The following is a 20,499-nucleotide window of genomic DNA, read 5'->3' on the forward strand; positions in this document are numbered from 1 at the left end:
TACAGTTAAAACAACTGTAACTGGCGTAGAAATGTTCCGTAAACTTCTTGACGAAGGTCGTGCGGGCGAGAACTGTGGTGTTCTTCTACGTGGTACTAAACGTGAAGACGTTCAACGTGGTCAAGTATTGGCTAAACCAGGTACAATCAAACCGCATACTAAATTCGACGCAGAAGTATACGTACTTTCTAAAGACGAAGGTGGTCGTCATACTCCATTCCTTAACGGTTACCGTCCACAGTTCTACTTCCGTACAACTGACGTAACTGGTGCGATCGCGCTTAAAGAAGGCGTTGAAATGGTTATGCCTGGTGACAACGTGGAAATGTCAGTAGAATTAATCCACCCAATCGCAATGGACGCTGGCTTACGCTTCGCGATCCGTGAAGGTGGCCGTACAGTTGGTGCGGGTGTTGTTTCTAAAGTAACTGCATAATATAATACAGTTATCTTTGTACAGATCGAGAGTTTCGACTCTCGATTTGCTCTGCAGGTCAGTAGTTCAATTGGTAGAGCGTCGGTCTCCAAAACCGAATGTTGGGGGTTCGAGTCCCTCCTGGCCTGCCAAATTTTTTTAAAAAGAAGCTTGATGCTGGCTCAACTGGTCATATAATAAGTCGCGAATCCTACGACGAGTACAAAAATGTCGAATGATAAATCGCGTGACGCATTAAGCGACGCGCCAATTCCTCAAAGAAATAATCCTGCTGAAGTTGTTAATTCTGGTTCCCCTTTAGACTATGTTCTGTGGGTTATCGCGTTGATTTTACTCGGTAGTTCTATGATGGTGAATCAACATTTGCCAGCATACTGGGCACCAGCGAATGATGTTTGGGTCCGTGTTGGGGTAATTTTGGCTTGTATCATCGTGGCTTTAGGTTTATTATACGCCACCCATCAAGGCAAAGGCTTTGTTCGATTGTTGAAAGATGCTCGAATTGAGTTACGTCGAGTGACTTGGCCAACCAAGCAAGAGACCATGACCACATCTTGGCAGGTACTTGCGGTAGTCTTAGTGGCATCTATTTTATTATGGTGCTTTGACTATGCTTTGAGCTGGTTAATGAAGTTTATTATCGGGTAAGAGAGCTATGAAACGTTGGTACATTATTCATGCCTATTCTGGTTATGAAAAACAAGTGTTACGCTCACTTAATGATCGAATCCAGCGTAGCGCTGTAGCCGATAGCTTTGGTGAAGTCCTTGTCCCTACTGAAGAAGTAGTGGAAATGAAGGATGGTAAGAAACGTAAATCTGAGCGTAAATTCTTTCCCGGCTATGTGTTAGTCGAGATGGAAATGAATGATGAAACTTGGCACATTGTTAAAGAATGTCCAAAAGTATTAGGTTTCATCGGTGGTACTGCAGAAAAGCCTGCACCAATTACGCAAAAAGAAGCTGATGCGATTCTTGCACGTGTACGCAATACTGGCGAAGCACCTCGTCCTAAGACGATGTTTGAACCAGGTGAAGAATTACTCGTAATTGACGGTCCATTCACCGATTTTAAAGGCGTGGTGGAAGAAGTTCTATACGATAAGTCACGTTTAACGTTGACGATTAATGTATTTAATCGACCAACTCAGGTTGAGCTGGAATTTCGCCAAGTCGAAAAATCGGTTTAATTTAACTTGGTTGATAAACGCCCGATTTGTTATGAGTCGGGCATTGTTGTTGTAACGGTATCGTTACTTATATGTATGGGGAGCCTAGCGGCGTTAGTACCCAGAGGTAATTGAAATGGCTAAGAAGATTGACGGCTATATCAAGCTGCAAGTTCCAGCTGGTAAAGCAAATCCATCTCCACCGATTGGTCCTGCACTAGGTCAACGTGGTGTTAACATCATGGCATTCTGTAAAGAATTCAATGCTGCGACACAAAAAGTTGAAGCTGGTCTTCCAATTCCAGTAGTGATCACTGTGTACAACGACAAGTCGTTCACATTCATCATGAAAACTCCTCCTGCTGCGATTCTTCTTAAGAAAGCTGCGGGCATCCAAAAGGGTTCAGCTGTACCTAACAAAACTAAAGTTGGTAAGTTGACTCGCGCTCAATTAGAAGAAATTGCGACTACTAAAGAACCAGATCTTACTGGTGCTGATTTAGACGCACGTGTACGTACCATTGCTGGTTCTGCGCGTTCTATGGGCTTGGAAGTGGAGCTATAAGACATGGCTAAATTAACTAAACGTCAAAAAGCCATTGTTGCTGCTGTTGAAGCTAACAAAGTTTACACTTTGGAAGAAGCAGTTGCAGTTCTTAACGGCCTTCCAGCAGTAAAATTCAAAGAATCTTTGGATGTTGCTGTAAACCTAGGTGTTGATCCTCGTAAATCTGACCAAGTTGTTCGTGGCGCGACTACACTTCCTGCAGGTACTGGTAAAACTGTACGTGTAGCTGTGTTTGCTCAAGGCGCTGCTGCTGAAGCTGCTAAAGCTGAAGGCGCGGACGTTGTTGGTTTTGATGATCTTGCTGAAAGCATCCAAGCGGGTAACCTTGACTTTGACGTAGTAATTGCAGCTCCGGATGCAATGCGCGTTGTTGGTAAGTTAGGTACGATTCTTGGTCCACGTGGCTTAATGCCAAACCCTAAAGTGGGTACTGTAACTCCTGACGTAGCTTCTGCTGTTAAAAATGCGAAAGCTGGTCAAGCACGTTACCGTGTAGACAAAGCAGGTATCATCCACGCTGCGATCGGTCAAGTAGGTTTCACTGCTGAAGCTGTTCGTTCAAACGTTGAAGCTCTTGTAGCAGACCTTAAGAAAGCAAAACCTGCTACTTCTAAAGGTGTTTACATCCAAAAGATCACTCTAAGCTCTACTATGGGTCCTGGTCTTGTTGTTGATGTGGCAAACGTTTCTAAATAAGTTTCGACTTATTACAGAATTTTAAAGCCCTGAGTAATATTTGAAGCACCGCTTTAAATATTACGCAAGAAACGTTCCGTCGTATATTGCGTGATTCAGGCAAACTTTGAATTGATAAATTTAGATTTATCAGCGTCAAAGACCTCAGGCGAAGGGAGTTTTATGCTTTCTTCTTAATAGCCCAGCCTGAGTAGACGCGGTGGTGTGATTTGTTCCTCCTCCGCGTGTTGGTTCAGTGATGAGCTAACGAATTGGGAGTGCATCTGTATAGGTGCATAAATCACCGTTAGGAGGTTTTACAATGGCTCTTCTTATCGAAGGCAAAAAACAGATCGTAGCTGAAGTAACTGAAGTTGCTTCTACTGCGTATGCTGCTGTTGTTGCTGACTATCAAGGTTTAACTGTTGAGCAATTAACTGCTCTACGTGTTGAAGCTCGTAAACTAGGTGTTGCTACTCGTGTAGTTCGTAACACTTTGGCTAAACGTGCTCTTCAAGATACTCAATTCAATATCTTGAGCGACAACCTTGTTGGCCCAACAATCTTAGCTTTCTCAACTTCTGAAGACGACATGGGCGCAGCTGCTCGTTTGTTCGAAGAATTTGCTAAAACTAATAAAGCATTTGAACTTAAAGCTGCTGCATTTGACGGTAAAGTTTATCAAGGTGCTGAAGTTAGCGTTATCGCGAACCTTCCAAACCAAGAGAAAGCGCTTACTATGCTTGCAAACGTTCTTCAAGCTCCTATTTCGAAATTGGGTCGCCTTATTACTGCGCTCAAAGAGAAAAACGAGTCAGAAGCTGCTTAAGCTTAAATCAATTTACACACCATTCAATACCCATTTGGAGTTACTCTCATGGCTTTAACAAACGAAGAAATCTTAAACGCAGTTGCTGAAAAAACTGTTCTTGAACTTGTTGAACTTATTTCTGCTTTCGAAGAAAAATTCAACGTATCTGCTGCTGCTGTAGCAGTTGCTGCTGCTCCTGGCGCTGCTGGTGCTGCTGCTGAAGAACAATCAGAATTCAACGTTGAGTTGACTTCTTTCGGTGCTAACAAAGTTGCTGTAATTAAAGCAGTTCGTGAAGCTACTGGCCTTGGTCTTAAAGAAGCTAAAGATCTTGTTGAAAGCGCTCCTTCAGTTCTTAAAGAAGGCGTTTCTAAAGAAGAAGGCGAAGAACTTAAGAAAAAACTTGAAGAAGCTGGTGCTACAGTTACACTTAAGTAATCTTAAGGGGAGTCGATTTTTTTATAATCGGCTCCAAAAAATGGCTGGTGGCCCTTGGGTCATCAGCCTTTTTGCGTTACAATAATCGGCTCGATTTTTGTTTGCATGATATAAAAATCATACAAATTAAAAATAATTTATAAAACCAAACGCTTACCAATATTTTTCAGTAAAAAATATTGTTAAGCGTTTTAATACCACTAAAAATTGCAGCATTTGTGAAAGTGGTGGCCATATCGGCCTGCGTAATTCCTTCTAAGTTCGTTCTGCAGGCGGACTTAGTTTACTTTCCGAGGACTCCAGATGGCATACTCATATACCGAAAAGAAACGGATCCGTAAGAATTTTGGTAAATTGCCCAAGGTAATGGATGTTCCGTACTTGCTCGCGATTCAAGTCGACTCGTACCGAACTTTCCTTCAAGACGGCAAAACTCCAAAAAACCGCGAAGATATCGGTCTCCAAGCCGCATTTCGTTCAGTTTTTCCTATTGAAAGTTATTCTGGCAATGCTGCTTTAGAATTTGTTGAGTATAGTCTTGGTAAGCCTGAATTTGATGTGCGCGAATGTATTCTTCGTGGCTCAACTTATGCGGCGCCAATGCGTGTAAAAATTCGTCTGATCATTAAAGATCGCGAAACTAAAACAATCAAAGATGTGCGTGAGCAAGAAGTCTACATGGGTGAAATGCCACTTATGACAGACAACGGTACCTTTGTGATCAATGGTACTGAGCGTGTAATCGTATCTCAATTACACCGTTCACCAGGTGTATTCTTTGACCACGATAAAGGCAAAACTCACTCTAGCGGTAAAGTTCTTTACTCTGCTCGTATCATTCCTTACCGTGGTTCATGGTTAGACTTTGAATTCGATGCAAAAGATCTTGTATATGTTCGTATTGACCGTCGTCGTAAATTACTTGCGACTGTTGTGCTTCGTGCCTTGGGTTATAACAACGAACAAATCCTAGACATGTTCTACGAAAAAGTACCTGTATATCTTGATATGGGTAGCTATCAAATTGACTTGGTTCCAGAACGTCTACGTGGCGAAATGGCACAGTTTGATATCGTGGGTACAGACGGTAAAACAATTGTTGAACAAGGTAAACGCATTAACGCGCGCCATGTTCGTCAAATGGAAGCAGCAGGTCTTGAAAAACTTTCTGTTCCTGATGAATACCTATATGAACGTATTGTTGCTGAAGATGTAACGTTACGTGATGGCGAAGTAATTGCTGCAAATACAGTACTTAGCCATGAAATTATGGTGAAATTGGCTGAAGGCGGCGTTAAACAATTCAACGTACTTTATACCAATGACATCGACCGTGGCCCATTCATTGCGGACTCTTTACGTGCAGATACTACAACTGGTCGTGAAGAAGCACTTGTAGAAATCTACAAAGTGATGCGTCCGGGTGAGCCACCAACAAAAGAAGCTGCTGAAAACTTATTCAACAATTTGTTCTTCTCTTCTGAACGTTATGACTTATCACCAGTAGGTCGTATGAAGTTCAACCGTCGTTTGGGTCGTCCTTACGAAGTGGGTACGGATCAGAAGTCTCGTGAAGTTGAAGGCATTCTTTCGAACGAAGACATCACTGATGTATTGAAAACATTAGTTGAAATCCGCAACGGTAAAGGTGAAGTCGACGATATCGATCACTTGGGTAACCGTCGTGTTCGTTCTGTTGGTGAAATGACAGAAAACCAATTCCGTGTTGGTCTAGTTCGTGTTGAACGTGCTGTTAAAGAACGTTTATCTCAAGCTGAAACTGATAACTTGTCTCCGCAAGATTTAATCAATGCGAAACCAGTTGCTGCGGCAATCAAAGAATTCTTTGGTTCAAGCCAGTTGTCTCAGTTCATGGACCAAAACAACCCATTGTCTGAAATTACACACAAACGTCGTGTATCAGCATTGGGCCCAGGTGGTTTGACTCGTGAACGTGCGGGCTTCGAAGTACGTGACGTACATCAAACTCACTACGGTCGTGTATGTCCAATTGAGACTCCTGAAGGTCCAAACATTGGTTTGATCAACTCACTTTCTGTTTATGCGAAATGTAATAACTTCGGTTTCTTGGAAACTCCATACCGTAAAGTTGTTGATGGTCGTGTAACGGATGACGTTGAATACCTTTCTGCGATTGAAGAAGTAGGTACTGTGATTGCACAGGCCGATTCTGGTATCGATAAAGACGGTAACTTAACTGAAGAATTCGTATCTGTACGTCACCAAGGTGAATTTGTACGTATTCCACCAGAAAAAGTAACGCATATGGATGTATCTGCTCAGCAGGTGGTATCTGTAGCGGCATCACTTATTCCGTTCCTTGAACACGATGATGCCAACCGTGCATTGATGGGTTCAAACATGCAGCGTCAGGCTGTTCCTACTTTACGTGCTGACAAACCGCTTGTTGGTACAGGTATGGAAGCAAACGTAGCACATGACTCGGGTGTGTGTGTACTTGCGAAACGTGGTGGTCGTATTGAATTCGTCGACGCTTCTCGTGTCGTTATTCGTGTAAACGAAGAAGAGATGGTGGCAGGCGAAGCAGGTGTAGATATCTACAACCTGATCAAATACACCCGTTCGAACCAAAATACATGTATCAACCAAAACGTTGTTGTACGTTTAGGTGACAAAGTTGCACGTGGTGACGTTCTTGCTGATGGTCCATCAACAGATGGTGGTGAATTGGCATTGGGTCAAAACATGCGTGTAGCGTTCATGACTTGGAACGGTTACAACTACGAAGACTCGATCTTACTATCAGAGCGTGTACTTCAAGAAGATCGTTTAACGTCTATCCACATCCAAGAGCTTTCATGTGTTGCACGTGATACCAAATTGGGTGCTGAAGAAATTACAGCGGATATCCCGAACGTGGGTGAAGCTGCACTTTCTAAATTGGATGAATCAGGTATCGTTTATATCGGTGCTGAAGTAACTGCTGGTGACATTCTTGTAGGTAAAGTAACGCCTAAAGGTGAAACGCAGTTAACTCCGGAAGAAAAATTGCTTCGTGCAATCTTTGGTGAAAAAGCGGCTGACGTAAAAGACTCTTCATTACGCGTATCTTCATCTGTGAAAGGTACTGTAATTGACGTTCAAGTATTTACACGTGACGGTCTTGAAAAAGACGAACGTGCTCAAGCAATTGAGAAAGCACAACTTGATGCTTACCGTAAAGACTTGAAAGAAGAATACAAAATCTTCGAAGAAGCGGCTCGTGAACGTATTGTTCGTCTATTGAAAGGTCAAGAATCTAACGGTGGCGGTACAACTAAACGCGGTGACAAATTAACTGAAGAGTTATTGTCTGGTCTTGAGTTGGTTGATCTTATTGAAATCCAACCAGTCGACGAAGCGATTGCTGAACGTTTAACTCAAATTCAAGTGTTCTTGAAAGAGAAGAGCCTTGAAATTGACGAGAAATTTGCAGAGAAAAAACGCAAACTTTCTACAGGTGATGAACTAACAACTGGCGTATTGAAAGTTGTTAAAGTTTACTTGGCTGTAAAACGTCGCATCCAACCGGGTGATAAAATGGCGGGTCGTCACGGTAACAAAGGTGTTGTATCAAACATCTTGCCTGTAGAAGACATGCCACACGATGCAAACGGTGTTCCAGTTGATGTTGTACTTAACCCACTGGGTGTACCATCACGTATGAACGTGGGTCAGATTCTTGAAACTCACTTAGGTATGGCAGCTAAAGGTCTTGGCGATCAAATCGACAAGATGATGAAAGAGCAACGTACTGTACTTGAGCTTCGTGATTTCTTAGACAAGATTTACAACAAAGTTGGTGGCGAACAAGAAGATCTTGATAGCTTGACTGATGAAGAAATCTTGGTGCTTTCAGGTAACTTGCGTAAAGGTGTTCCTTTAGCAACACCAGTATTTGATGGTGCTGAAGAATCACAAATTAAAGAATTGTTAGAACTTGGTGGCATTTCACGTACTGGTCAAACAGTATTGTATGATGGTCGTACAGGTGAACGTTTTGACCGTCCAGTAACTGTAGGTTACATGTACATGTTGAAACTGAACCACTTGGTTGACGACAAGATGCATGCGCGTTCTACTGGTTCTTACTCTCTAGTAACTCAACAGCCGCTTGGTGGTAAAGCACAATTCGGTGGTCAGCGTTTCGGTGAGATGGAAGTATGGGCACTCGAAGCTTACGGTGCAGCATACACACTTCAAGAAATGCTTACTGTGAAGTCGGATGACGTTGAAGGTCGTACCCGTATCTATAAGAACATTGTAGATGGTAACCATTACATGGACCCAGGTATGCCTGAATCGTTCAACGTATTGACCAAAGAGATCCGTTCTTTAGGTATCAACATTGAACTGAAAAATGGTGACTAATTAGCTCCATTGAATCTCCCTTGCGAAGCAGTGCTTCTCACCTCTTTAATCAAGAGGAGCAAGGGGGATTTCTCAGTTAAAAAACAATATTTGTGACCCAGTTGTGAAGTGAAAATCTCCACAACACACGGAGAAAAAAATTGAAAGACTTGCTCGATATCATGCGCAAAAAGACGGATTCAGACGGTCATGCTCCTGTAGAGTTTGATCGCATCCGTATTGGTCTTGCGTCACCAGAAATGATTAAGTCGTGGTCTCATGGTGAAGTTAAAAAGCCTGAAACCATTAACTACCGTACGTTCAAACCTGAACGTGATGGTTTATTCTGTGCCAAAATCTTTGGTCCAGTAAAAGATTACGAATGCTTGTGTGGTAAATACAAGCGTATGAAATACAAAGGCGTCATTTGTGAAAAATGTGGCGTTGAAGTAACAACTGCAAAAGTACGTCGTGAGCGTATGGGTCATATTGACCTTGCTTCTCCAGTTGCGCATATTTGGTTCTTAAAATCACTTCCTAGCCGTATTGGTCTGCTTTTAGACATGACTTTACGTGATATCGAACGTGTATTGTATTTCGAATCATACGTTGTAACTGACCCAGGTATGACTCCACTTGAGAAATACCAACTTCTAAACGATGAAGAATACTTCACGGCTTTAGAAGAACATGGTGATGAATTCACTGCGAAAATGGGTGCAGAAGCAGTTCAAGATTTGTTGAAAGACATCGATCTTGAAGCTGAAATTTCACGTCTTCGTGAAGAAATTCCAAATACAACTTCAGAAACGAAGCTTAAAAAAGCCTCTAAACGTCTGAAATTGATGGAAGCGTTCAAAGAGTCGAACAACAAGCCAGAATGGATGGTGATGAATGTACTTCCAGTACTTCCACCTGATCTTCGTCCGTTGGTTCCTCTAGAAGGTGGTCGTTTTGCGACTTCTGACTTGAACGATCTTTACCGTCGTGTAATCAACCGTAACAACCGTTTAAAACGTCTTCTAGACCTTGCAGCACCAGACATTATCGTACGTAACGAAAAACGTATGTTACAAGAGTCTGTAGATGCATTGCTTGATAACGGTCGTCGTGGTCGCGCAATTACCGGTTCGAACAAACGTCCTCTTAAATCTTTGGCAGACATGATCAAAGGTAAACAAGGTCGTTTCCGTCAAAACTTATTGGGTAAACGTGTCGATTACTCTGGTCGTTCGGTAATTACTGTAGGTCCGACTTTACGTCTGCACCAATGTGGTCTTCCGAAAAAAATGGCGCTTGAATTATTCAAACCATTCATTTTCGCGAAACTACAAGCGTCTGGCCAAGCGACAACCATTAAAGCTGCGAAAAAAATGGTTGAGCGTGAAACTCCAGAAGTTTGGGATGTACTTGCTCACGTAATTCGTCAACATCCAGTGATGTTGAACCGTGCGCCTACACTTCACCGTTTGGGTCTTCAAGCATTTGAACCAACCCTGATTGAAGGTAAAGCAATCCGTCTTCATCCGTTAGTTTGTGCGGCATTTAACGCCGACTTCGACGGTGACCAAATGGCGGTACACGTACCATTAACACTTGAAGCTCAGTTAGAAGCTCGTGCGTTAATGATGTCAACAAACAACATTCTTTCTCCTGCGAACGGTGAGCCAATCATCGTACCTTCTCAGGACGTTGTCTTAGGCTTGTACTACATCACTCGTGATGCGATCAATGCCAAAGGTGAAGGCATGGTGTTTGCGGATACTGACGAAGTAAACCGTGCACTTGCAACAGGTCAAGTTGATTTACACGCTCGCGTAAAAGCACGTGTACACCAAACTGTCATTGACGAAAATGGTAACCGTGAACAACAAACCATTGTTGTAGACACAACTCCAGGTCGTTGTTTACTTTGGGAAGTTGTACCTGAAGGTATGGATTTCCAACAAATCAACGTTGAGATGACTAAAAAGAACATCTCTAAATTGATCAACTCTTGCTACCGTAAATTGGGTCTAAAAGATACTGTTATCTTTGCTGACCAATTAATGTACTTGGGCTTCCGTCAAGCGACTCACTCAGGTGTGTCTGTTGGTATGGAAGACATGTTGATTCCGCCACAAAAACAAGCAATTATCGAAAAAGCTGAAGTTGAAGTTCGCGAAATTGAACAACAATTTGAACAAGGTTTCGTAACTGCCGGCGAACGTTATAACAAAGTTGTCGATATTTGGGCGCGTACAAACGACCAAGTAGCGAAAGCGATGATGGACAACTTATCTTTCACTACTGTTAAAAACAAACAGGGTGAAGACGAGAAACAAAAATCATTCAACTCGATCTATATGATGTCTGACTCAGGTGCCCGTGGTTCGGCAGCTCAGATTCGTCAGTTAGCGGGTATGCGTGGTTTGATGGCGAAACCAGATGGTTCGATCATTGAAACACCAATTAAAGCAAACTTCCGTGAAGGTTTGACTGTACTTCAGTACTTCATTTCAACACACGGTGCACGTAAAGGTTTGGCCGATACTGCATTGAAAACTGCGAACTCAGGTTACTTGACTCGTCGTTTGGTTGACGTTGCACAAGACTTGGTAATTACTGAGCCAGATTGTGGTACTTTCGACGGTCTTGTAATGACTCCGTTCATTCAAGGTGGCGATGTCATCGAGAACTTAGGTACTCGAGTATTGGGTCGCGTACTTGCTGAAGATGCGAAGAAACCAGGTTCGGATGATGTGATTCTTCCACGTAATACTTTAATCGACGAAAAACTTGCAAACTACTTAGAAGAGCAAGGTGTCGATGAAGTGAAAGTACGTTCAGTTGTAAACTGTGAATCTACTTTCGGTGTATGTGCGAAATGTTACGGTCGTGACCTTGCTCGCGGTCACTTGGTGAATCCAGGTGAATCTGTGGGTGTAATGGCTGCTCAATCAATTGGTGAGCCAGGTACACAGTTAACAATGCGTACGTTCCACGTAGGTGGTGCTGCGAGCCGAACTTCTGCTGCTAACAGCGTACAAGTTCGTAACAAAGGTACAGTACGTTTCCACAATGTGAAAACAGTACAACACGCTAAAGGTCACTTGGTATCAACTTCACGTTCAGGTGAAATCGGTATCGCAGATGACATCGGTCGTGAACGCGAACGTTACAAAATTCCATACGGTGCTTCAATCATCATTAAAGATGGCGAAGCTGTGGAAGCTGGCGGTATCGTAGCGACTTGGGATCCGCATACACATCCACTTGTTACCGAAGTTGCAGGTAAAGTGCGTTTCAGCCAAATCGCTGATGGCGTAACTGTGACATCGAAAACTGATGATGCAACAGGTATGACTACAATCGAAATCTTACCAGTGACTTCACGTCCTGCGTCAGGTAAAGATATGCGTCCAGCGGTTGTATTGGATACAACTGATGGTGGCGAACAGTTCTACTTCTTGCCACAAAATACGATTCTGACTGTTCGTGATGGCGAAACAATTGGTGTCGGTGACGTAATTGGTCGTGTACCACAAGAATCTTCACGTACTCGTGATATTACCGGTGGTCTTCCACGCGTAGCTGACTTGTTCGAAGCACGTAAACCGAAAGAACACGCGATCCTTGCTGAAATTTCAGGTATCGTAAGCTTCGGTAAAGAGACCAAAGGTAAGAACCGTCTTGTGATTACTCCGGATGATGGCTCTGAGATTTACGAAGAGCTAATTCCGAAATGGCGTACGATTAACGTGTTCGAAGGCGAGCATGTGAACCGTGGTGAAACCATTTCTGATGGTCCGCAAAACCCACACGACATCTTACGTTTGAAAGGCGAAGTTGCACTGACAAACTACATCGTGAACGAAGTTCAGGACGTATACCGTCTGCAAGGTGTAAAAATCAACGACAAGCATATTGAAGTGATCGTACGTCAAATGTTGCGTAAAGTTGAAATCACTGACGGTGGTGATACAAGCTTCATCAAAGGCGAGCAAGTGGAATACATCCGCGTTGTTCAAGAAAACCAAGCTGTGGCAGCTCAGAACAAGTTTCCAGCGAAGTTTGAACGTCAATTGATGGGTATTACCAAAGCGTCGCTTTCTACTGACTCGTTCATTTCTGCTGCATCGTTCCAGGAAACAACTCGTGTGTTAACTGAAGCTGCTGTAACAGGTAAAGAAGATGAATTACGTGGTCTGAAAGAAAACGTAGTTGTAGGTCGTCTGATCCCAGCGGGTACAGGTTTGGCTTACCACTTAGAACGTCGTCGTCAGGAGTCTGAAGCTGCAGAGCTTGAGCTTCACAATGATTTCTCTGATGTAGATCAAGCATTAAGCCAAGCATTTAGCGATGAATTTAACGGTCTTTAATTAGCCCTTAAATTATTCAAAAAAGCCACCTTTGGGTGGCTTTTTTTATGCGGATGAATTGAAAATTAAAGCTTTCCTAATGTTGATTTATTTCCTATAGTAAAAATAGAACATAACAAATCTCTTGATTTTTAAACTTAAACATAACGGGGTCTTTTGATGAAATTCGCACAGCAATTATTCGCAGTTTCTGCATTATTCAGCTCATTGACAGCGATTGCTGCACCTATGCCCAATTCGATTGTGGTAGAAGATAAAGCTGTAGTTCCAGTACTAAAAACAGAAGTGATTCGCCGTGTTGCAGGTCAAGAACCTGTACGCCAAGTGACTGCAACAGTGTTAGAAATGACCAATAAAGGTCAGGATATCGTGGCACGTGAAATTGAACTTTCTGATCACCAAGGTGATTTTTCTGAAAAGAAATTATCGATTCCTGTACTACAGCGTGGTGGTGTCATCGTCCCGACCTCTAAAATTGAAACCAAGACTACGGTGAAGCAGGACGGTCAGATTATTCGTCAAAACACCAATATTGATGCAGAAGGTGTAGAGTTTAAGAAAGGGCAAGACCCGATTAAACGCACGCTAAAACTAGATCAGGCAACAGATCCAGAAAGCAAAGCCAAACTCTCTCATGCTGTGCTGACTGAAAATGGTGAAACCACAAAAGATTTGATGATTTTGGATGAAAATCCTGAGTGATTTGTGAGCGATTAGGCGTCGTTTTTTACAAAATGCAGCATTTATGCTCCAAGCCGTAACAAGCTATATTTAATTGTTTCATACAATGGTTTTAGAATCATAGGTATTGAAGAAGACAAGGAACATCACAATGAAAAAAGTAATGAGCGTATGCGCAGTCGCGATGATGTCGACCCTAATGCTTGCTGGTTGTGAAAGCATGTCGCCCAATGAACAGCGTATTGGTGCTGCAGCTTTAGGTGGTGCCATTGGTGGTGGTGTGGGTAATAATGTCGGTGGTGGTGTAGGTGCAGCCGTTGGTGGTGGCGCTGGTGCAGCTGTCGGTAGTAAAACTCAAAACGGTTCAAACCGAAATGCCACATATAGTGGTGTAGGTGGTGCGATTGGTTCTGCAGTCGGTAAAAGTATCTTTGGTGGTAATACCGGTGCTGCTATTGGCGGTGCAATCGGTGGTGGTGCAGGTGCTGCAATTGAGCAAAATCGCTAATCTAATCCGATAAATTTGAATGAAAAGGCGCTTAAAGATAAGCGCCTTTTTTATTTGCGTGGACGGGGTTGCTTGCGACGAATGTATAGAGTTTTTTGAACTTCAGCGATACGTAAGCCTGCTTCATCAAAAATATTTAAGCTATAGTTCCGTAGAACAGGCGCGTGGTTATCTGCTAAGTTTTTAATATGGTTGATTTCATTTGGGTCGAGCTGGATGTCAGCGTATACCGTTCCACGTCCGGGGGATAAAAATTGGATATTTGCGGCTTTGTCCCACACGATATAACGTGAGCCCAGGTGATGCATCAAAATCAACATATAAAATGGGTCAACCATTGAATAAAGACTCCCGCCAAAATGTACACCGACGATATTTTGATTTTTACGAGTTAATGGCATTTTGACGCGAATGTGATAATTGGCGAGATCAATTTTATCAATCGAAATGCCAGCACCTTTATAAGGGGCATAATGATTGAGTAAGAATTTAGAGACAATAGGCATTGTCATTATTTTCTGGATTAAGCTCATACTGGGTCAATTTTTTTTTATGCTGAACTTTGCATACTAAATGAGTTTCAAAACTGTGGCATTGATCACATTGCCCATGTTCACAAATAAAACGTCAATTCGATGGAATCGATAAAAGGACAAGAAGAATGCAACCACTAAATACGCAATGGGTGAATACCACAGATCAACAACGGCTTTATGTGAAGACATGGGGTGATGAAACTAAGCCGGCATTGGTTTTGGTTCATGGTTATCCTGATAATCAGGAAGTATGGGAACCGGTTATTGAGCATCTTGGTTCTGAATTTTATATTGTGACCTATGACGTGCGAGGTGCAGGGCAGTCCTCTGTGCCCCGTAAAGTACGAGATTACCGTTTAGAACAACTTTCACTTGATTTGGATAGTGTGACGCAAGCGGTATTAGGCGAGCGTAGTTTTCACTTAGCTGCGCATGACTGGGGTTCAATTCAATCTTGGGAGTCGGTCACAGAAGCAAAGTTTAGATCGCGAATTTTGTCTTATTCAACCATATCTGGGCCATGCTTAGACCATGCTGCATTTTTATTAAGAGATAACTTTAAACATCAGCAAAAAAAATTACTCAAATTGTTGAGCAAGTCATGGTATATCGGAGTATTCCAATTACCATTTCTTGCACCTGCCGCTTGGCATTTTTTGAATGCAGAGCGATGGGGGAAAATTGTTAATGATTTAGAACGAACTCAACAATTGCCGTTAAATCATAATATTCAACATGACGGTAAATATGGTATCGCGCTTTACCGTGCTAATTTTACTCCTCGTTTAACGCAGCCAAGACAACGTCATGCGGTCTGTCCTGTGCAAGCCATCGTATTAAAATATGATACTTTTGTCAGTCCAGAATATATTAAAGAATTGCCAAAATGGGTGGAAAATTTATCCGTGGTTGAAGTCAATGCAAATCATTGGGCCGTGCTGAGCCAACCCGAAAAAATTGCAAGTTACATCGCTCAATTTGCGCAATCACAGCAGCTTTAAGTAAATCGTTCAACAGTGGCAGTTTCATCGATAGGGGGCTAAATAGCGAGCAAATTCTGATAAAATACGGTTTTTTGTCAGACTCCCTTTTTTCTTATGTTTGCTATTCTTGCCGCAATTACAGTCATGTTTGGACTGTCGCTGGCACGCGTGCCTGTTGTATTTGCGCTGATCATTGGTGCAGTAACAGGTGGCTTGTTAGCTGGTCTTGGTATTCATGGCACCATCGAAGCGTTTAATAGTGGCTTAGGCAACGGTGCTCAAATCGCACTTGCTTATGGCGTGTTGGGGGCATTTGCTTTGGCACTTGCGCGTTCAGGTTTGCCAGATTTACTGGCTTATCAACTCATTACTAAACTCAAAGGTAACAGTAATGTGAAAGCCCAGAATCGCGTGAAATACGTAATTTTCGCTACTATCGCTTTAGCCGCCGTATGTTCACAAAACGTGATTCCAGTGCACATTGCGTTTATTCCAGTATTAATTCCACCATTACTCAGCGTATTTAATCATTTAAAACTTGACCGTCGTTTGATTGCTTGTGTTCTGACTTTTGGTCTTGTGGCGACTTATATGCTGGTACCTTTTGGTTTTGGTGCTATTTTCCTTAATGATATTTTAGGTCAAAACATCAATACCTTTGGTAAGCCATACGGTTTCAACATCAGCTATGATCAAATTCCAACTGCTATGGCAATTCCAGTATTTGGGATGTTTGTTGGCTTATTAATTGCTGTTTTTTATAGCTACCGTAAACCACGAGAGTATGCTGACGTTCAGGTTAAGGAATCACAGCACACCATCTCATCTGATGTAAAAGCAGATGAAAATGGTAAACCACAAGTCGCTAAATTTACTTTGATTATGGCTGCGGTTGCAGTGGTTGCTACGCTTTCTGTTCAAGTCATATCTGAGTCGATGATTTTGGCGGGTCTGGTTGGTGTTGCGATCTTAAGCTGTGCAGGTATTTTTAAGTGGAAAGAAGCCGATGATGTCATTATCAGTGGTATGCGCATGATGGCACTGGTTGGTTTCATTATGATTTCTGCGCAGGGCTTTGCATCTGTGATTGAGGCTACGAATCAAGTACCAATACTGGTACAAGCTTCGGTTGAATGGATTGGAAACAGCCGAGGTTTAGCTGCATTTTGGATGCTATTGATAGGGCTATTAATTACCTTAGGTATTGGTTCTTCATTCTCAACAATCCCAATTTTGGCCATTATTTATGTACCACTTTGTATTCAATTTGGTTTTAGCCCAGCGGCAACGATTGCCATTATTGGTACAGCAGCAGCTTTAGGAGATGCAGGTTCTCCGGCATCAGACTCAACTTTAGGCCCAACATCAGGCCTTAATATGGATGGTCAGCATGACCACATGAAAGACAGTGTGGTCCCGACCTTCATTCACTACAATATTCCATTAATGATCTTTGGTTGGATTGCCGCAATGGTACTCTAAAAAATTTTCAAAGATAAATAAAAAAGGCGATTATATAATCGCCTTTTTTGTTATTTAATCCTGAGGATTTTGGTTGGATTAAAATAATTCATTTTATTAATTCTGATTAAAAAGGTTGGTATATTATGAATAATAAATTAATTATAACGGTGAAAATATAAAACCAAGCATTGCACTATGATTAAAATAAATATATATAATTAATAATGACTTATATAATAATGTAAAAATTTATAAAATAATAATGTTGCATAATTTTAATACTAATGTTTAATATTAATTATTCATTCTAGAAGGTTGCTTTAAAATGTTAAAACAAGCTGCTCTTATTGCATTATTGGGTATGTCTGCTTCAGCGATGGCTGGTCAATGGCAGGTTAAAGTTGGTGCTTCTGTAATTGCTCCAACTGCAGATACTGATATTGCTAATGGTGCTTTAAATGTAAAAGCAGATCATGAGTTTGCATTTACACCGTCTGTAGAATATTTCTTTAATGACAACATTTCAGCTGAATTACTATTAGCTACACCAATTAGTCATGATGTGGATGTAACAGCTGCGGGTTCAAAAGTTGCTGGTGTTAAATTGAAACATCTTCCACCAACAATTACTGCGAAATATAACTTTAAAAATTCAACTGGCTTTACACCTTACATTGGTGTGGGTGGTACAGCATTTGTTGCTTGGGATGAAGATGGTTCAGGTGTGCTAGAAGGCACAAAGGTTAAAGTGAAAGAGTCTTATGGTTTTGCTGGCCAAGTTGGTTTTAACTACCAACCAGCTGATGCTAAAAACTGGGGCGTATTCTTTGATGCACGTTATGCTCAAATCCAGCCTGAAGTTCAAACAGTTGTCGAAACTTTTGATTTAGATATCGATCCTATGGTGTATACAATTGGTTATAGCTACAAATTCTAAGCTGTAGCTGATCTTAAAACCCTGCCTAATGGCAGGGTTTTTTATGCAGCATACTCCATTCATCAGTTGATCGAATTGAACAAATAGGCAATAGAAAATTTAGGTGGAACTGTTAGAGTCGAAATAAATCAGCAAGTTGGAAGAAGAGAAAAGACGATGAAAAAAATTATTCAGGGTATGCTGGTCTTGGGCAGTGCTTATTTTATTTCGACAAGTTATGCCGCAAGTTTTGATTGTAAAAAGGCGAAAACCATTACCGAACATGCAGTTTGTGATAACCGGAGTATTAATGATGCCGATGTCAAAATGGCCACGACCTATACGATTATTCGTCATTTGGTTCCCATGGGGACACGTGGTGCAATTCAAGATCAACAAATTAAATGGCTACAACTACGCGATCAGTGCCGTGACAATGTCAGTTGTTTAAGTGATGTATATAAAATGCGGCAGCAAAAACTGGATCTCTACATGGACCGCGTTTATAAACAAGGACCTTTTTAAACCTTAAAATTTAGTGCGACAGAATAAAAATTTTCCATTCACACTATTGAAAAATAGTGAAGTCCCTCCATTCATATAGGCAATTGATAATTTTACTCAGTATGAACGGAGAGACTGATGAGCGAACAACAATCTCAAAAACACAGCTTCCAAGCGGAAGTGGCTCAGTTACTGCATTTAGTAACACATTCTTTATATTCAAATCCTGAAATTTTCCTTCGTGAGTTGGTATCAAACGCATCTGATGCCTGCGATAAATTACGTTTTGAAGGCATTAACCATCCTGAATATTATGAAAATGATCCAGATTTACATGTGCGTATTCATTTAAATAAAGAGCAGAAGACAATTACCATTTCGGATAATGGTATTGGTATGACACAACAAGAAGCGATTGATCATTTGGGTACGATTGCTAAGTCTGGCACTAAAGATTTTATGTCGAAGCTTACGGGTGATCAAAAGTCAGATGCACAATTGATTGGTCAATTTGGGGTGGGCTTCTATTCAGGTTTTATTGTTGCTGAAAAAATTACAGTGGAATCACGTCGTGCTGGGGTAAATGCCGCTGAAGGGGTACGTTGGGTTAGTAATGGTACAGGTGAGTTTGATGTAGAGCCAATTGATAAGGCTTCACGTGGAACCGACATCATTTTGCATTTACGCGAGGATGCTTTAGATTATTTAGATCGTTACAAAGTTAAGCAGATTATTAATAAATACTCTGATCATATTAGTTTGCCAATTGAGATGCAGAAAGAAGTTTGGCAACAAGAGGAAGCTGCCGAAGGCGAAGAAGCAAAACCTGGTCAATATGTACTGACGGATGAGTGGGAAGCAATTAACTCAGCAAGTGCATTATGGACGCGTAATAAAAATGAGATCAGTGAAGAACAATATACTGAGTTTTATAAAAACCTGAGCCATGATTTTGAAGCCCCGCTTGCATGGACACACAACCGTGTAGAGGGAAGTACGGAATATACACAGTTACTTTATATTCCATCTCGCGCACCAAGCAATATTTTCACACGTGAAGCTAAAGCAGGAATTAAGCTCTATGTGAAACGTGTATTTATCATGGATGATGCGGATAATTTGATTCCAAATTATTTACGTTTTGTTCAAGGTGTGGTTGATAGCGCAGACTTACCACTTAATGTAAGCCGTGAATTATTACAAGAAAGTCGCGACGTTAAAACGATTCGTGAAGGTAACGCCCGCCGTATTTTAACGGTGCTAGATGGTTTGGCGAAATCTGAAGATGTTGCTGATCAAGAGAAGTTTGCAAAATTCTACGCTGAGTTTGGTTCAGTCTTAAAAGAAGGCTTAGGCGAAGATATGGCAAACCGAGAGCGTATTTTAAAATTATTACGTTTTGCTACTGCCAGCAACGATGAAGTCGTGACGTCATTGGCGGACTATAAAGCCAATATGAAAGAAGGCCAAAAAGCCATTTATTATGTTACGGCTGATAGTTTGAATGCAGCGAAAAACTCACCACAACTTGAATTGTTCAAGAAAAAAGGTATCGAAGTGCTGCTCATGACTGAACGAGTGGATGAGTGGGCGATGGAATTTGTTTTTGAGTTTGATGGAACACCATTACAGAATGTATCGAAAGGTGCAGTTGATTTGGGTGATCTACAAGATGCTGAAGAGAAAAAAGCACTTGAGGAAGCTGCTGAGCAGTTTAAACCTGTTGTTGAAAAACTGTCGGATGCGTTAAAAGATAAGACCTCTGAAGTGCGTGTAACAACACGTTTAGTGGACTCTCCTGCGTGTTTGGTGGTTGCTGAGGGTGAGTTGTCACCGCAATTGGTTCGTATGCTGAAACAAGCAGGACAAGCGGTTCCAGAGTCAAAACCAGTCTTGGAAATCAATCCATCCCATCCGTTGGTACAAAAATTAGAAAGTTCGGTGCAGTTTGATGACTTAGCAAATGTTATTTTTGATCAGGCGTTGATTGCTGAAGGCGGTTTACCCGAAGATCCTGCCCAATACATCAAACGGATTAACAGCTTATTGCTGAAGTAACGGTAGATATGAAATGAACCT

The 20,499-nt window shown here is 41.7% G+C and carries 17 protein-coding genes and 1 tRNA gene; 17 read left to right on the top strand and 1 reads right to left on the bottom strand.

Features of this window, described 5'->3' with window-relative positions:
- From FTV37_RS09890 to FTV37_RS09945, 12 genes are all read left to right on the top strand, one after another.
- The coding region (locus FTV37_RS09890; protein ID WP_257224283.1) for an EF-Tu/IF-2/RF-3 family GTPase at window positions 1-436 on the top strand (436 nt) is incomplete at its 5' end.
- 55 nt (window positions 437-491) lie between these two features.
- Window positions 492-567 (top strand) — tRNA-Trp (locus tag FTV37_RS09895).
- A 76-nt stretch (window positions 568-643) separates the two neighbouring features.
- Window positions 644-1,084, top strand: a complete 441-nt coding sequence (secE, locus tag FTV37_RS09900) for a preprotein translocase subunit SecE (RefSeq protein ID WP_078189832.1) — start codon at window positions 644-646, stop codon at window positions 1,082-1,084.
- 7 nt (window positions 1,085-1,091) lie between these two features.
- Window positions 1,092-1,625 (top strand): transcription termination/antitermination protein NusG, encoded by a 534-nt coding sequence (gene nusG, locus FTV37_RS09905; RefSeq protein ID WP_078189831.1) that lies wholly within the window; start codon window positions 1,092-1,094, stop codon window positions 1,623-1,625.
- 115 nt (window positions 1,626-1,740) lie between these two features.
- Window positions 1,741-2,169: a 50S ribosomal protein L11 gene (gene rplK / locus FTV37_RS09910; RefSeq protein WP_004868049.1), complete on the top strand. Its 429-nt coding sequence runs from the start codon at window positions 1,741-1,743 to the stop codon at window positions 2,167-2,169.
- Between the two features lie 3 nt (window positions 2,170-2,172).
- Window positions 2,173-2,868 (top strand): 50S ribosomal protein L1, encoded by a 696-nt coding sequence (gene rplA / locus FTV37_RS09915; protein ID WP_078189830.1) that lies wholly within the window; start codon window positions 2,173-2,175, stop codon window positions 2,866-2,868.
- A 301-nt stretch (window positions 2,869-3,169) separates the two neighbouring features.
- Window positions 3,170-3,676 carry a 50S ribosomal protein L10 gene (gene rplJ, locus FTV37_RS09920; protein ID WP_111885844.1) on the top strand — a complete coding sequence of 169 codons (507 nt, stop codon included), beginning with the start codon at window positions 3,170-3,172 and terminating at the stop codon, window positions 3,674-3,676.
- Window positions 3,677-3,724: 48 nt separating this feature from the next.
- On the top strand, window positions 3,725-4,096 hold the full coding sequence (gene rplL, locus FTV37_RS09925; RefSeq protein WP_078189828.1) for a 50S ribosomal protein L7/L12: 372 nt from the start codon (window positions 3,725-3,727) through the stop codon (window positions 4,094-4,096).
- Between the two features lie 303 nt (window positions 4,097-4,399).
- Window positions 4,400-8,488 carry a DNA-directed RNA polymerase subunit beta gene (gene rpoB / locus FTV37_RS09930; protein ID WP_180063747.1) on the top strand — a complete coding sequence of 1,363 codons (4,089 nt, stop codon included), beginning with the start codon at window positions 4,400-4,402 and terminating at the stop codon, window positions 8,486-8,488.
- A 140-nt stretch (window positions 8,489-8,628) separates the two neighbouring features.
- Complete coding sequence (rpoC, locus tag FTV37_RS09935; RefSeq protein ID WP_180007037.1) at window positions 8,629-12,828, top strand: DNA-directed RNA polymerase subunit beta'; 4,200 nt, start codon at window positions 8,629-8,631, stop codon at window positions 12,826-12,828.
- A gap of 159 nt (window positions 12,829-12,987) precedes the next feature.
- Window positions 12,988-13,530, top strand: coding sequence for a hypothetical protein (locus FTV37_RS09940; RefSeq protein WP_180007039.1), 543 nt, complete (start codon window positions 12,988-12,990; stop codon window positions 13,528-13,530).
- Window positions 13,531-13,660: 130 nt separating this feature from the next.
- Window positions 13,661-14,017 carry a DNA transfer protein p32 gene (locus FTV37_RS09945; protein WP_078192840.1) on the top strand — a complete coding sequence of 119 codons (357 nt, stop codon included), beginning with the start codon at window positions 13,661-13,663 and terminating at the stop codon, window positions 14,015-14,017.
- Between the two features lie 50 nt (window positions 14,018-14,067).
- Here FTV37_RS09945 and FTV37_RS09950 read toward each other — a convergent pair whose 3' ends face one another.
- Window positions 14,068-14,550 (bottom strand): DUF4442 domain-containing protein, encoded by a 483-nt coding sequence (locus FTV37_RS09950; RefSeq protein WP_180007043.1) that lies wholly within the window; start codon window positions 14,548-14,550, stop codon window positions 14,068-14,070.
- A gap of 128 nt (window positions 14,551-14,678) precedes the next feature.
- Between FTV37_RS09950 and FTV37_RS09955 the strand changes: the two genes are divergently transcribed.
- The 5 genes from FTV37_RS09955 (at window position 14,679) to htpG (ending at window position 20,478) form a co-directional block, all read left to right on the top strand.
- A complete protein-coding gene (locus FTV37_RS09955) occupies window positions 14,679-15,554 on the top strand; it encodes an alpha/beta fold hydrolase (protein WP_180063749.1) in 876 nt (291 codons plus the stop codon).
- 96 nt (window positions 15,555-15,650) lie between these two features.
- Complete coding sequence (locus tag FTV37_RS09960; RefSeq protein WP_180007047.1) at window positions 15,651-17,018, top strand: Na+/H+ antiporter family protein; 1,368 nt, start codon at window positions 15,651-15,653, stop codon at window positions 17,016-17,018.
- A gap of 307 nt (window positions 17,019-17,325) precedes the next feature.
- Window positions 17,326-17,937, top strand: a complete 612-nt coding sequence (locus FTV37_RS09965; RefSeq protein WP_111885838.1) for an OmpW family protein — start codon at window positions 17,326-17,328, stop codon at window positions 17,935-17,937.
- 156 nt (window positions 17,938-18,093) lie between these two features.
- Window positions 18,094-18,441, top strand: a complete 348-nt coding sequence (locus FTV37_RS09970) for a lysozyme inhibitor LprI family protein (RefSeq protein ID WP_078189819.1) — start codon at window positions 18,094-18,096, stop codon at window positions 18,439-18,441.
- Between the two features lie 117 nt (window positions 18,442-18,558).
- Complete coding sequence (htpG, locus tag FTV37_RS09975; protein WP_180063751.1) at window positions 18,559-20,478, top strand: molecular chaperone HtpG; 1,920 nt, start codon at window positions 18,559-18,561, stop codon at window positions 20,476-20,478.
- Window positions 20,479-20,499: the final 21 nt, after the last annotated feature.

Source organism: Acinetobacter sp. YH16042 (genome assembly GCF_013417245.1).
In the GTDB taxonomy this organism is placed as follows: Bacteria; Pseudomonadota; Gammaproteobacteria; order Pseudomonadales; family Moraxellaceae; genus Acinetobacter; species Acinetobacter amyesii.

What these genes read in the sequence shown, in the direction of transcription:
- secE (WP_078189832.1), top strand. Translation starts at nt 644, where the DNA reads ATGTCGAATGATAAATCGCGTGACGCATTAAGCGACGCGCCAATTCCT.
- nusG (WP_078189831.1), top strand. Translation starts at nt 1,092, where the DNA reads ATGAAACGTTGGTACATTATTCATGCCTATTCTGGTTATGAAAAACAA.
- rplK (WP_004868049.1), top strand. Translation starts at nt 1,741, where the DNA reads ATGGCTAAGAAGATTGACGGCTATATCAAGCTGCAAGTTCCAGCTGGT.
- rplA (WP_078189830.1), top strand. Translation starts at nt 2,173, where the DNA reads ATGGCTAAATTAACTAAACGTCAAAAAGCCATTGTTGCTGCTGTTGAA.
- rplJ (WP_111885844.1), top strand. Translation starts at nt 3,170, where the DNA reads ATGGCTCTTCTTATCGAAGGCAAAAAACAGATCGTAGCTGAAGTAACT.
- rplL (WP_078189828.1), top strand. Translation starts at nt 3,725, where the DNA reads ATGGCTTTAACAAACGAAGAAATCTTAAACGCAGTTGCTGAAAAAACT.
- rpoB (WP_180063747.1), top strand. Translation starts at nt 4,400, where the DNA reads ATGGCATACTCATATACCGAAAAGAAACGGATCCGTAAGAATTTTGGT.
- FTV37_RS09940 (WP_180007039.1), top strand. Translation starts at nt 12,988, where the DNA reads ATGAAATTCGCACAGCAATTATTCGCAGTTTCTGCATTATTCAGCTCA.
- FTV37_RS09945 (WP_078192840.1), top strand. Translation starts at nt 13,661, where the DNA reads ATGAAAAAAGTAATGAGCGTATGCGCAGTCGCGATGATGTCGACCCTA.
- FTV37_RS09950 (WP_180007043.1), bottom strand. Translation starts at nt 14,550, where the DNA reads ATGAGCTTAATCCAGAAAATAATGACAATGCCTATTGTCTCTAAATTC.
- FTV37_RS09955 (WP_180063749.1), top strand. Translation starts at nt 14,679, where the DNA reads ATGCAACCACTAAATACGCAATGGGTGAATACCACAGATCAACAACGG.
- FTV37_RS09960 (WP_180007047.1), top strand. Translation starts at nt 15,651, where the DNA reads ATGTTTGCTATTCTTGCCGCAATTACAGTCATGTTTGGACTGTCGCTG.
- FTV37_RS09965 (WP_111885838.1), top strand. Translation starts at nt 17,326, where the DNA reads ATGTTAAAACAAGCTGCTCTTATTGCATTATTGGGTATGTCTGCTTCA.
- FTV37_RS09970 (WP_078189819.1), top strand. Translation starts at nt 18,094, where the DNA reads ATGAAAAAAATTATTCAGGGTATGCTGGTCTTGGGCAGTGCTTATTTT.
- htpG (WP_180063751.1), top strand. Translation starts at nt 18,559, where the DNA reads ATGAGCGAACAACAATCTCAAAAACACAGCTTCCAAGCGGAAGTGGCT.